Annotated in this window: 15 protein-coding genes; 9 read left to right on the forward strand and 6 right to left on the reverse strand. The window is 50.1% G+C overall.

The genetic code is table 11. From position 1 onward, the window contains the following. The first annotated feature begins 108 nt into the window (after positions 1 to 108). The 3 genes from BM040_RS02410 to dapA all read left to right on the forward strand — a co-directional run bounded on the left by BM040_RS02410 (position 109) and on the right by dapA (position 3036). On the forward strand, positions 109 to 1173 hold the full coding sequence (locus tag BM040_RS02410) for a sensor histidine kinase (RefSeq protein WP_245756069.1): 1065 nt from the start codon (positions 109 to 111) through the stop codon (positions 1171 to 1173). Next, positions 1170 to 1904, forward strand: coding sequence for a LytR/AlgR family response regulator transcription factor (locus BM040_RS02415; RefSeq protein WP_092098651.1), 735 nt, complete (start codon positions 1170 to 1172; stop codon positions 1902 to 1904). The genes BM040_RS02410 and BM040_RS02415 overlap by 4 nt, the downstream gene beginning before the upstream one ends. A gap of 262 nt (positions 1905 to 2166) precedes the next feature. Next, entirely contained in the window at positions 2167 to 3036 is an 870-nt protein-coding gene (gene dapA / locus BM040_RS02420; protein WP_092098653.1) for a 4-hydroxy-tetrahydrodipicolinate synthase, read from the forward strand. Positions 3037 to 3164: 128 nt separating this feature from the next. Here dapA and BM040_RS02425 read toward each other — a convergent pair whose 3' ends face one another. Together BM040_RS02425 and BM040_RS02430 are read right to left on the reverse strand one after the other, a co-directional pair. Further along, positions 3165 to 3998 (reverse strand): hypothetical protein, encoded by an 834-nt coding sequence (locus BM040_RS02425; protein WP_092098654.1) that lies wholly within the window; start codon positions 3996 to 3998, stop codon positions 3165 to 3167. A 263-nt stretch (positions 3999 to 4261) separates the two neighbouring features. Beyond that, positions 4262 to 5032 carry a creatininase family protein gene (locus tag BM040_RS02430; RefSeq protein WP_092098656.1) on the reverse strand — a complete coding sequence of 257 codons (771 nt, stop codon included), beginning with the start codon at positions 5030 to 5032 and terminating at the stop codon, positions 4262 to 4264. Positions 5033 to 5191: 159 nt separating this feature from the next. Here BM040_RS02430 and BM040_RS02435 point away from each other — a divergent pair, with 159 nt between their 5' ends. From BM040_RS02435 to BM040_RS02450, 4 genes are all read left to right on the forward strand, one after another. Continuing rightward, positions 5192 to 5599 carry a hypothetical protein gene (locus BM040_RS02435; RefSeq protein WP_092098657.1) on the forward strand — a complete coding sequence of 136 codons (408 nt, stop codon included), beginning with the start codon at positions 5192 to 5194 and terminating at the stop codon, positions 5597 to 5599. Positions 5600 to 5686: 87 nt separating this feature from the next. Further along, positions 5687 to 6718 (forward strand): COX15/CtaA family protein, encoded by a 1032-nt coding sequence (locus BM040_RS02440; protein ID WP_092098659.1) that lies wholly within the window; start codon positions 5687 to 5689, stop codon positions 6716 to 6718. A 119-nt stretch (positions 6719 to 6837) separates the two neighbouring features. Beyond that, on the forward strand, positions 6838 to 7314 hold the full coding sequence (locus tag BM040_RS02445) for a DinB family protein (protein ID WP_092098661.1): 477 nt from the start codon (positions 6838 to 6840) through the stop codon (positions 7312 to 7314). A 314-nt stretch (positions 7315 to 7628) separates the two neighbouring features. Further along, positions 7629 to 7886, forward strand: coding sequence for a hypothetical protein (locus BM040_RS02450; protein ID WP_092098663.1), 258 nt, complete (start codon positions 7629 to 7631; stop codon positions 7884 to 7886). A gap of 806 nt (positions 7887 to 8692) precedes the next feature. Here BM040_RS02450 and mscL read toward each other — a convergent pair. Further along, positions 8693 to 9127: a large conductance mechanosensitive channel protein MscL gene (gene mscL / locus BM040_RS02455; protein ID WP_092098665.1), complete on the reverse strand. Its 435-nt coding sequence runs from the start codon at positions 9125 to 9127 to the stop codon at positions 8693 to 8695. 255 nt (positions 9128 to 9382) lie between these two features. Between mscL and BM040_RS02460 the strand changes: the two genes are divergently transcribed. Then, positions 9383 to 9766 carry a hypothetical protein gene (locus BM040_RS02460; protein WP_139217742.1) on the forward strand — a complete coding sequence of 128 codons (384 nt, stop codon included), beginning with the start codon at positions 9383 to 9385 and terminating at the stop codon, positions 9764 to 9766. A gap of 23 nt (positions 9767 to 9789) precedes the next feature. Here the strand turns inward: BM040_RS02460 and BM040_RS02465 are convergent, their stop codons facing one another. After that, positions 9790 to 10221, reverse strand: a complete 432-nt coding sequence (locus BM040_RS02465) for a hypothetical protein (protein WP_092098669.1) — start codon at positions 10219 to 10221, stop codon at positions 9790 to 9792. 462 nt (positions 10222 to 10683) lie between these two features. Continuing rightward, positions 10684 to 10911 carry a hypothetical protein gene (locus BM040_RS02470; RefSeq protein ID WP_139217743.1) on the reverse strand — a complete coding sequence of 76 codons (228 nt, stop codon included), beginning with the start codon at positions 10909 to 10911 and terminating at the stop codon, positions 10684 to 10686. 926 nt (positions 10912 to 11837) lie between these two features. Here BM040_RS02470 and BM040_RS02480 point away from each other — a divergent pair. Beyond that, a complete protein-coding gene (locus BM040_RS02480; protein WP_092098674.1) occupies positions 11838 to 12338 on the forward strand; it encodes a metallophosphoesterase family protein in 501 nt (166 codons plus the stop codon). A gap of 112 nt (positions 12339 to 12450) precedes the next feature. Here the strand turns inward: BM040_RS02480 and BM040_RS02485 are convergent, their stop codons facing one another. After that, complete coding sequence (locus BM040_RS02485; RefSeq protein ID WP_092098676.1) at positions 12451 to 12639, reverse strand: hypothetical protein; 189 nt, start codon at positions 12637 to 12639, stop codon at positions 12451 to 12453. Positions 12640 to 12647 lie beyond the last annotated feature (8 nt).

Below are 12647 nucleotides of genomic sequence, written 5' to 3' on the forward strand. Positions count from 1 at the left end.
TCGCGTAAATAGCATACTTTCACTATCTTTAAAGTATAGAAAGCCGGGAACGCAAGTATAAGGCATGCTTTGCTGCCCGGCTGTTTGCGACACATGAGCCTGAAAACTTTGCCAAAACCGAATGTAGTGTTGCCGGAAGTGGCCGTGAAAAAAAGCTATACGGTGGCCATACATGTAGCCGCCTGGGCGCTGTTTGGTGCCTGGGTGTTTTACTTTCTGTATGGCAACAGCGCCCTCTCTTTTGCCAAGGTGCTGGATGTGCTGGTGGGCCTGCTCATCAACATCTTCATTTTCTACTTCAACTGGTATGTGCTCATCTCCCGCTACTTAGCGCGCAACCGCATCCTGCTCTACATTGCCGCAGTGCTTACCACCCTGGTAGCCATTGCCATCGTGCGCGCCCCGCTCGACTTCTATCTGTTCCGGGAGTTTAACCGCGAGATGACGCAGCTCTACAGCAGCGAGCGCATTCTGCAGTATATTATGGGTGGACTGGTGCTGGTTTTCATCTCCTCCGCCCTAAAGGTAACAGGCAACTATATCCGCAACGAGCGCCGCAACAAGGAGCTCGAAACGCAGAAGCTGACAGCCGAGTTGGCCTTCCTTAAGTCGCAGGTGAATCCGCATTTCCTGTTCAACACGCTCAACAACATCTACTCACTTGCCTACCAGCAGCACCCCGAAACGCCGGACGCCATCATGAAGCTCTCGCTGCTGATGCGCTACATGCTGTATGAGAGCAACGACGCCCTGGTGAGCCTGGAGAAAGAGGTGGACCACATCCATAATTTCATAGCTTTGCAGAAGCTGCGCCTGCGGGAGCAGACAAGTATCAGGTTTAACATTGAGGGCGACCTGAAGGGCAAGCAGATAGCACCCATGCTGCTGATGACGCTGGTGGAGAACGCCTTTAAGCATGGCTTGGTGAGCAAGAACGAAATCGGGATAATTCTGAACCTGGTGGTGAGGGAGGATTCGCTGCTGTTCAGCACCATTAACAACACCAGCCAGCACAAGAAGCGGGACTTTGGGGGCATCGGTCTCGAAAATCTCAAACGCCGCCTTAACCTGCTCTATGACAAGCAGCACGACCTGACTTTTGAGGAAAAAGAGGGCACCTTTTACGCCACACTGAAACTATACTTCAAGCCTATAAACCAGATAAAACTATGACCATCCGCTGCCTTGCCGTAGACGACGAACCGCTGGCCCTCGACATCATCGAAAGCTACATCAGTAAACTGCCTTACCTGAAACTGGTAAAAACCTGCTCCAGCGCCACCGAGGCCATGCAGGTGTTGCGGGAAGAGCAGATTGACCTGATGTTTCTCGACATCGAGATGCCGGAGCTAACAGGTATCCAGTTCCTGAACATACTGAAAAACCAGCCGCTCATCATCTTCACCACCGCCTACCCCGATTACGCGTTGGAAGGCTTTAACCAGGATGCTGTGGACTACCTGCTCAAGCCCATTCCCTTCGATCGTTTTCTGAAGGCCGTAACCAAGGCGCAGGAAAGGCTGCAGCGTGTGCCCGCCAAAACCGCCGAGGCAGCCCCCTCCCCAGCGCCAGCCGCACAGGAGCACGACTTTATGTTCGTGAAGGCCGACTACAAGACCATTCGCGTGGATTTTAGAGACATCCTCTGGATAGAAGGATTGAAGGACTACATCATCATCCAAACCAAAGAACAGAAGATCATCACGTTGCTCTCCATGAGCAAGATGATGGAGAAACTTCCGGAGTCCAAATTCCTGCGTGTGCACCGCTCTTTCATCGTGTCCCTGCAAAAAATCGACAGCATCGAAAAGAGCCGCATCCGCATCGGCAACAAGGAAATTCCGATAGGCGAAGTATACAAAGATACTTTCCTCAAGTGGGTAGAAGAAAACAACATACAGTAGGGAGTTGGGGAGTTGTAGATACGCAATACCTTGCGTATCTAGAGTTAGAAAGTTAGAGAGTTAGAAAGTTGAGGAATAGTAGAGAGGCCATACGTTGCGTCTTTGCAGGCTAATAAACCGCGCTTTCAGGATTGTAATCGGAAAGTATAAACCTGCTCTTTTTGCACCCTATACTTTGCTGACTGTACAAATCTTGAGATACCTGACACGATACTTGCAGTTACGGCTACATAATCAGATCTTCGCGTTATAAAGGCATTCTATGATTCAGGATAAATTAAGAGGAACAGGTGTGGCGCTGGTTACGCCTTTTACAAAAGAACAGGAAGTAGACTACGACGCCCTGCCCAAGCTGCTGGATTTCGTGCTGGATGGTGGCGTGGATTACCTGGTGATCAACGGTACCACGGGTGAGTCGGTAACAACGACAGCTGAGGAGCGGGCTACTATCCTGCAGAAGATTAAAGCGCACGTAAGCGGACGGGTACCGCTGGTATACGGTATTGGCGGCAACAACACGCAGCAGGTTATCTCTACCATCAAGCAAACCGATTTAGAAGGCATCACAGCCATACTTTCTGTTAGCCCATACTATAACAAACCATCGCAGCAGGGCATTTACCAGCATTTTGTGCAGGTAGCCGATGCCGCACCGGTGCCGGTTATACTTTACAACGTGCCGGGCCGCACGGGTAGCAACATGGCAGGTGAGACGACGGTAAAGCTGGCCTCGCATGAAAATATAGTGGCCATCAAGGAGGCTTCTGGCAATCTGGAGCAGTGCATGTACATTGCCAAACACAAGCCGGAGGATTTCCTGCTTATAAGCGGCGACGATCTTTTGACCGTTCCTATGACGAGCTTTGGTGCGGTGGGCGTCATTTCCGTGCTGGCAAACGCCTTCCCGGGCAAGTTCAGCAACATGGTACGCCTGGCCCTGGACGGCAACTACAAAGATGCTTCCGAGCTGCTGCTTAACTTTGTGGACATCAACCCGCTGATGTATGAGGAGAGCAACCCGGTTGGAGTAAAGGCCGTGCTGGAGCGTTTTGGGGTTTGCACCTCGCAGGTAAGACTACCTCTTGTAGAGGCCTCTGCCGGACTAAAGGACAGGTTATTTAAATTGCTCTAACCCGCATTTTAAGCATAGAAAGTATAAAGGCAGCCAAAGTTGGCTGCCTTTTTTATGTGCTTCGCTTTATCTATAAGAATACTTTATGTGCCACCCACCACCGAAGGAAACAGCATGAAACCCAATTCTTATTCCGGGCAGTTATAGGTATAAGTTCTCTTCTCCACGCGGCCTCCGGCGTAAGTTATCACGGCAGATTTCGGGAAACCCCGTTTATTGGTCTCGTAAGTGGCTTTGTAGGCTATATCTTTTGCTACGGTATCATTTGCTACGGCATTAAATTCGGTGATAGCGTTCAAGCTGGGGTAATTAATACCTGGCCTGCGGTGCAGGTACACCGGTACCGCAGAGAGTGGCGTAAAGATGCTGTCATTCTGTACAATTTTTGCCGTGTAAAGCGTGGCGCGGTTACTTCCTCTTACTGTCACTGTAACCGTACTATCCCGCACGTAGGTCTGTGTAATGCCCCCATTGTCCTGCTCAGTATTGTTCAGGTACAGGTAATCCGTAGCAGATGTGAGGCGGCCAAGGTTATCGTAGGATGCCTTGAAAGAGGCGAGGCGATGTATAACATCCAAGCCGGGCACCCGCTGCAACACCACGTATCTAGAGAGCCGCCCCTGCGGATTATAGCTGTAGTCTGTGTAGGAAACCTCCTCCCCTTCCGGTGTGAGCAGGCGCTCCATCGCCAGCTTTCCGCCCGACGTATACGTATAAGTCCGCACCTCTGTCAGCACCTCCCCGTTCAGGTGATCTGTTTGGACAACCTGATTCTGCTCGTTGTAAGTATAGCGGATGGTAGAGGTCGTGTCGCCGGCTTCATTGGAGATCGTTTGCTCCGTTAGATAACACAAGTCTTGCGGCCCCGCATTCGGTCTTGTGACAGGGGTTGGCTCGTCGTCGGTGGCGCAGGCCCCCAGCAGCAACAGTCCCAGCAAGGGCGCAAGCAGTCTTTTCTTCATACGTGTCATCCTAATAATATACGAAGATACGGTTTCAGTCGCTTTTATACTATGCCGTATCCTAACGAAACTTTGTGCTGCAGAAAGTATAAACCGACATTTATACTTTTAAAGCTCATATGCTCCTTCGGATTTGTAATCCGCAGCGGCAGAAGCTACAGCTAACGGCATAAAGGCGGATTACAAATCCGCTTCTAATAAAGCTCCGGATTGCAAATCCGGAGCAGCAGAAATGTAGCGTTCACGCCCGCACTACGGTTAATCTATACTTCGTCAGTGTAGCGATCTTTAATGTCTACGTTGGCAATCTCGGCGAGCAGTCCGGCAATGTTTTGGGCGGCGGCTTCTAAAAAAGCTTTGCCTTTCTCGGCGGTGGCTGCTTTGGGGTTGCCTACGCCCGTGTCTTCCGTTACCATAGACCAGATTCGCTCAGACCATGCCCAACCCTCGCGTATGCCTTTGATGCGCGACTTACGTTCCTTGCCCTCTCCGGCTTCCTCCAGCGGCAGCACCAGGTCAGGGCGCAGGTGCAGCAGCAGGCTCGTTTCCATCTCATCGGCATGGTCGCCGGGAACGTCGAAGAACTTCTTGCGGTCGGCGGCCTGTATCCAGAAACAGCTTACCAGGAACATCTCGGGGTAGCGCAGGCCCAGTTCGCGCAGCATCGGCTTGAAGTCGTTGCCGCCGTGGCTGTTGAGCACCAGCAGCTTCTTAATGCCCTGACGGTTCAGCACGGCCACAATATCGTCCAGTATGGCCAGCTGGGTGCTGGGATTCAGGTTGATGTCCAGCTTGATATCTGCCTGTCCGGTATTCACGCCAAATGGAATAGCGGGCAGCACCATCACCTTAGTGCCGTTCTCCCAGGCTATTTTGGCGGAGGCAGCGGCAATGGCTTCGGCCTCTATCACATCGGTGGCGTAAGGCAGGTGGTAATTATGGGCCTCGGTGGCTCCCCATGGCAAAACAGCCAGGTCCACATGCTGATCTTTCAGGGCCTTCCAGTTTGTTTCGGCAAGAATGTATGGTCTCATGATACGATTTTATACTTTGGTTAACATCGCCCGCACGGGCATGAGGGCATGAGGTCCTAAGATAATAAAAACATACAGGGGGCGCTTTATATTGTATTGCTAATTTTACTAATTTAACCCCGCAGAAAAAGGTACAGAAGAACACAAGCCCTATCGCACATGATCTTACATCATAACGGACTGATAAAGCTTGAGTATAGCCCTGCAACAGATATCCTGCAGGTAAATTACCCCGATTTGTACAGCTACCAGCTGACGGAGGTGCGCCACAGCCTCTCTATTATGGTGGAAACTATCCGCAACTACGACGTAAAGCGCTTGCTACTCGACGCCAGCGTTACCAGCATTCACATCACAGATGAGGAGAATAGCGAGCTAAACCTTAACCTGGCCCGGGAGCTCTCCAAAACACGCCTGCAAAAGGTGGCCCGCATTCACCCGCTCAGCCCGCTGCGTGAAAGTATAGCCCAGAAAAACATCGAGAAGATCTTCCACTCGGGCATAGTGCCTTATGAGCTCAAAACGTTCAGCCACCGGACGGAGGCGCTGAGCTGGCTCCTGAACTGAACTCCCCGCAACTATAGACCTGAAAGTTTAAAAGAAATGACGAATGTCAGTTCTTCGTGATTATTTTATCCAGACTTTTGCGGGGTTATGCAGGCATCTACCCCAAACAAAGCGATAATTTACTGGCTCCTGAGCGGGGCAATCTTGATACTGGCCATGGTGGTTATCGGTGGCATTACGCGCCTCACCGGGTCCGGCCTCTCCATCGTGGAGTGGAACCTGATAGGGGGCACGCTGCCCCCCCTTTCGCACGAAGCCTGGCAAGTTGCTTTTGAGAAGTATAAACAGTTTCCGGAGTACCAGAAGCTGAACAAAGGCATGACGCTGGAGGGGTTTAAAGCAATCTTTTTCTGGGAGTACCTGCACCGGCTGCTGGGCCGCCTGATAGGTATGGTGTTTATTGTGCCTTTCCTGTACTTCCTGCTCACGAAAAAGTTAACAAGCTGGCTGTTCCGCAGGCTGCTTATTATACTTGCCCTGGGCATGGCGCAGGGACTGATGGGTTGGGTGATGGTAAAAAGCGGACTCGTAGATAACCCGCACGTAAGCCACTTCCGGCTGGCGGCCCACCTTACACTGGCCCTAGCGCTTATAGGGCTTATCCTCTGGACTGTAGCCGACCTTGTCACGACCCGCAGACAAGGCACACGCAGGAGCAGCCTCTACCGCCCAGCCTTGCTGGTGCTGGGGCTTATCCTGGTGCAGATCATCCTAGGGGCTTTTGTAGCTGGCCTCAAGGCCGGTTTCTCCTATAACACCTATCCGCTTATGGAGGGCGAGATCTTTCCGGCACACCTGCACGGCCACCTGGGCAGCCTGCTGCAGGTGCTGGAGAACGGTGTGGCGATGCAGTTTGCCCATCGCTGGACTGCTATATTGGTGCTGCTAGCTGTAGGCTGGCTCTGGTATCGCGCGCGCTACACGGTGCTGTTGCCGGATGCTCAAACGCTGTTATCGGTACTGTTGCTGGTTTGCCTGCTACAGGTGGCGCTGGGCATTGTTACGCTGGTGAAGGCGGTGCCGGTAAGCCTGGGCGTGCTGCATCAGGTGGTGGCCGTGGTGCTTTTTTCGGCGGCCCTGCTCCTACTGCACCAGTTGCGCCACTGCACGTCACGCTAGGGCTTTCACAGCAAGTTTATACTTTCAACAACCAGTTCATTTATCCGGCTCAATTATTACAACAGCCTCACAACCAGCCGCCCGAGCAGGAAGTATGTATAGGTTATACTTCCCTGGCTATGACACAAAACGAACAATTACGGCAGCACCTGGTAAAGCTCCTGCGCGGCGGGCAAGCCTACCGCCCCATGAACGAATTACTGGATGGCCTCACACTGCAGGAGGCCGGAAAGAAAGTACAAGGGCTGCCCTATACTATCTGGCAGCAACTGGAGCACCTGCGCTTTACCCAGCATGATATCCTGGACTTCAGCCGCAACCCAAGCTACCAGGAACCCACCTGGCCCGACGACTACTGGCCAGCAAAGGAGGCTCCCGAAAGTGAAGAGCAGCTTCAGCAAAGTATAGAAGCCATCACCCACAACTTGGAGGAGATGATACAGCTGGTGCAGGACGCTTGCAATGCTCTGTTCGAGCCTTTTGCGCATGGGCAAGGGCAAACACTGCTGCGCGAAGCCATGCTTGTAGCCGAGCACAACGCTTATCACCTGGGTCAGATAACTTTGCTACGCAGGCTGCTGGGCACCTTGAAGTAAGACAAGTATAAGGATTTGCTGTAGAACCACTTTACAGGGTTGAGTTACAACGAAAAACTTACCCTCCCTGCATCAGAGAAAGCACATTGTCCCTACTCAGTCATCTTGGTAGCTGGAAACAGATATTTGGTCGTGCAGTACGTCTCTCACTCGCTGCTACTGAAGTATGGTGCAATACTGTTTTGCATATTACCTACAAGGCTGATTTATACAAGTATACCTTTTATACTGTTACTCTCGTAAAACTAAGTATAAGTTACAGCGGGCAAACAGCCTGGTTTGTACTTATACATGTTTTATTAAATAAACTAACTATGAAAAAGATAATGCTGGCAGGTATAGTAGCCATGGCATCTATGAGCCTGGTAGCCTGCGATAGAACCGATAGAACAACCAGCATGGAGGCTGACGAAGATAACAAAGTAGTGGTAGACCGTGACTCTGTACCTACAGAGTATGAAGTAACCGAAACCGTGGTAGAGTACGATACCACTACCAAGAAAAAAACAGTTGATGCTGATGACGCCAAGCACGACAACAAAAAAGATCGTGATAAGAACAGAGATAACTAAGTTTTAAGTTACTATACTCCAACCAAAAGCGCCTGCTCAGACAAAGAGCAGGCGCTTTTGGTTGGGCTTTACAGCGCAGATGATACTCCCATCAAAATCTTCCCATCCTATTATTACTGTATAAAATTTTGCCGCGCCAGGTCCAACCACCCCTACCCCTCCTTAGCCAAGGAGGGGAGCCTGTTATTACTGTGGCTGAAGTATAAATTTCATAGTTGCTGGTATAGGGTGGACAAGTCACGACCTGTCCCTACAAAGTATAAATTCTGCAAACGATTACACCCTGTAATCCCCTCAAAGGGACAGTTTGTACTTACTACTCTCCCTGTCATCTCGAGTACTCTTGAGGCGAGAGCCGAAGAGAGCCAGCGTAGCTGAGAGAGATCTGGGTAGAATCCTAAAGAGATCTCTCCCAAAGGTCGAGATGACAGCATGGGCGGGAGCTATCGACCTTATCCCAGCCTTTGGGTTGAGCGCCTCGAGAGGTTCCGGTGCCTGAAAGGCAGCCCGAGGCACGAGGGCAGGAAGCGAAAGCAGCGCGATGCCCGAAGGCGAGGCCGCCCGGCCTTGAGGGAGCCAAGTATAGATGCAACGTTAGGTTTGTGGGAACTAGAGGATGAACCGCAGCTAGCAAGGATAGCTTGCCTCCAATTGCAGGAAGCAGTGGCTACGAAAGTATAGTCAAAGTAAAGGATGGCTTTTCGAGCAAGTCAGTAGTCTTGAATGTCGCCTTTACCACTGTCATAAAACAAAAAAAGCGCCTGCTCTTTGTGTGAGCAGGCGCTTGTTGAGTGGCTATACTTAGCTTACTTCGAAGCAATATGGCGCAGCGAGTCACGGATCTCGGTGAGCAGCACCTCCTCTTTGGTTGGGGCTGGCGGCACAGCCGGAGCCGCTGCTTTCTGGCGTTTCAAGCTGTTAATGCCTTTTACAAGCAGGAAGATGACGAAGGCCAGGATGAGGAAATTGAGGAGCACCGTGATAAAATTACCGTAGGCAAACACGGCTCCTAGTTTGCGGGCCTCTTCCAAGGCAAGTCCGGTAGGTACTTCGCCGGAAAGGGGCACATAAAGGTTAGAGAAATCCATGTTGCCAACGGCCTTGCCCACTACAGGCATAACTAAATCGTTTACAACAGAATTTACAATACCTGTGAAGGCACCGCCAATGATGATACCAATGGCAAGGTCCATCACGTTTCCGCGCATGGCAAACTCCTTAAATTCTTTCATCATTCCCATAAAGGTCGCTTTTTGAAGTGATTGATATAATTGGGTGCACACTGCTAAGAGCCTGGTTACGAAGGCTCTTTTATAAGTTTAATATAGCAATATACAATTTTTAGTTTTTGCAATTCAGCAATCAGCAAAAAAATAACACGCCCTGCTGAAGCCGCCAACTACCCTGTGCGGAAACAATGCGCCTTGATTAGAATATCACAAATAGATGGCTTTCGCTGAAGAATGCGGCATGCTCACGGGAAATCGAGTGGTTTTATGACGGATATCATTTTACATACAACTGTTTATCAACAACTTGTATGTACATCCAAAAAACCTAACCTGAAAAGCATGACACAAAAAGCTGTAGCGGAAGTTCTGGGCCTGGAAATGCACCCGGCAGAGGCTAAAAAGATGTTCCGGAACATATATGTGCACCTGCTGCAGAATGATACGCGTGGGCTGATGCAAACGCTGAATTACCGGGATACGCTAGCTAGCGCTAGTCGAAAAAAGGAGCAATACGAAGTGTTTAAGTTTATGCTCGGGCTGTTGCTGCACCAAAATCCCAAAGAGCTGGAGAGGCTTTGCCCGGTGCACCAGCACCTCACGCATTCCCAAAGCTGTCCCCTTCGGCATCGGCAATGTACTCTTATTTAATTTGGATGTATGGCTATGCCTGATCAGGCAGCCAGCAGCCAGTTAAGGGCATCGTTCTTTTGTGTGAAGTCGCGGAGATCGAAGGGCAGGCGCAGTTGGATGGTGATGTCGGTGGAGCTGCGGCCGCCTAAAGGCTGAAAAAGCTCGGGGGCCAGCACACTAGCAATACGTGAAACATTGCTATGACGCAGCAGCTTTTCAGTGCGATTGGCTACCCAAACCTGATCCTCCAGGCAAGGCACAATCATACGGCTGTAATCGGCAAGTACAAGTTCAACGTTATTGTCTAAGATAAACTGGCAAACATAAAGGCTGTATTGCCGGAGCGTGTCGCAGGGCACCACGCCGCGCCACTCTGAACACACCAGTTTATCATCAGCATAGTATCGCAGCGAAAAATGCTGCTCCTGGAGAGCGGTGTGGTATTGGCGATCACTGAGTACGGTGGCTGGCATAGTTATTTGTTTAAACCTATTTACGCAACCAGCTCATACTTGATGTATTTTATGTATATTTTTTATAACTATTCTTCTTATTTTACACCAACATCCATTTTTACTACGTAAACGTCCAATATTTTAACCCGAAAGTCGCTTTATTCAGGCGTAGCAGACGTAGCGGGTATATAAATGTGCCAAACTATAGGTCAATTTTTCTCGACTCTCCCCTGTTTATACTTATACGATTTGCTTAAAATTTCTACTAGCATATTATAATGGTTGTACTTCAGATTCTTGATACTGTCTGGAGCACACGACAAAACATAGAATTCCTACAGCCTCAGCAAATAGAAGTATAAAATTTAACCAGAAGAAAGCTCCCTTCAGAATAAACTGGGCGGTCAAAGAAGCGGTTCAGCGGATCTGGCTACTCATCGCCGCTGTACAGGACGTAACAAGCGCCAACTACAACAGGCGTTACATCGCATTTATCTCATCTATCAGTCGGTCTTTGGCTTCGCGCCTTATTTCGTTTTCTAAACTCAGCGTGTCAATACGTGCTTTGGTAGAGTCGAAGTCGAATCCCATATGATTTTTAAATTCCTCTTTCGCAATATCCTTGGCAACATCGGTCAGCCTTCCCTGGGCTTGCTCGCACGATGTAAAAATTGCCAATCCGATAACTGCTAAAAATAACTTTCTCATGGTGTGGTTCAGGGTGAAGGGTGGTTACTCCAGTGTTATAACTTCAGAGCTGTTGTTTTAGTGTATGGTCACAGCAAAACCTGTTTCCGGCTCATATGTTTTCAGCATCTCATAAAAATTTCAAAATCAGAATTAAGTTGAGAGGGGTGAGTTACTATACTTTATACTTGCCGGTTTATACTTTATACTTCTCTGGCGCAAGCGACTGCTTGTGCCGCGAGTAGCCACTGCTTCCTTCCAAATGAACCAAGCTATCCTTATTAGCTGCCGTTCATCCTCTAGTTCCCACAAATGTCTCGCTTCATCTCCTACTTGGCTCCCTCCTAGGCCGGGAGGCCTCGCCTTCGGGCATCGCGCGGTGTACATTTCCTGCCCTCGTGCCTCGGGCTGCCCTGCGGGACCGGAAATTACAAGGCGCTCAACCCAAAGGCTGGGGTAGGTTCGATAGCCGCTGCTTTTTGTCATCTCGACCTTCGGGAGAGATCTGAAGAGAATTCCGGATAGATCTCTCACTTCGTTCGAGATGACAGTGAAATCAGAAAGTATAATTCCCCTCCTCGGTGGGGCTAGGGTGGGTTCATACTTTGTAGGTATAGGTCGGGACCTGTCCGCGAGAGCTGATACTATGAAAATTATACTTCAGCCAATGCAGTCACAGGCTCCCCGCCTTAGACTGCCGAGAATGGGAGTTCGAAGATAGCAAGCGTTGCCCTGTGGGGCCACGGGTGGTTGGATCCGGCACTAAAATGTTCCCCTCTCCTGTTTTTAGGGGAAAACTGGGGGTGTGGACCCGGCAAAGCAATATTCATATCCCGAGCAAGCATTCGCCACCAATCCCAAGAAAACAAGTAACTTGCAACACCGAAAAAAGGTAAAATCTACGAACTCTTTAACTCTCTAACTCACCAACTCTCAAAATTTCTAACATGCTCAAAATCGGCCTTCTCTCCGACACCCACTCCTATCTCGACGATCAAATCATGCGCCTACTATCAGACCGTGACGAGATATGGCATGCCGGTGATTTTGGAAGTATGGAAGTATCAGATAGGCTGCAGGAGCTGGCGCCGCTGCGGGGCGTGTACGGTAATATAGACGATGCTGCCCTCCGGCAGGTGCACCCTAAGGTGAACCGGTTTGTGGCAGAGGGGCTGGACGTGATGATGACGCATATCGGAGGCTACCCCGGCAAGTACCACCCCGATGTGCGCCAAAGTATAAAGCTCAACCCGCCGCAGCTCTATATCACCGGCCACTCGCACATCCTCAAGATCATGACCGACAAGAGCCTTAATAACCTGCTACACATCAACCCGGGCGCGGCGGGAAGGCATGGCTTTCATAAAATCCGGACCATGGTGCGTTTCAACATCTCCGAAGGCAAGGTGCAGGACCTGCAAGTGCTAGAGCTAGGCAATCGGGCATAAAAAAAGTGTGTCTGCGCAGGCAAACACACTTGATGTCTTGTTTAGTAAGCCGCCGCCATTCGCTCTAAACAGCAGCGGCAGCAGATGGACTTACTTTCGCGAAAATAAGGGACTACTCGGCAGCGGTTTCTTCAGCAGCAGGCGTGCTCTTTTTTGGAGCCTCACCGAATTGCTCTTTCAGCGCGTCTACGTCTACGTTCTTGATAACAGGCGTCAGCAGCAGTTGCTTGATCTTAGCTACTTTGTTGTTAGCTCTTGCCTTATTCTTGCGATCTTTTCTTTTTAGTCTAGTAACTCCCATCGTTGCAA

It is taken from the genome of Pontibacter chinhatensis, from assembly GCF_900113285.1.
Taxonomy (GTDB): Bacteria; Bacteroidota; Bacteroidia; order Cytophagales; family Hymenobacteraceae; genus Pontibacter; species Pontibacter chinhatensis.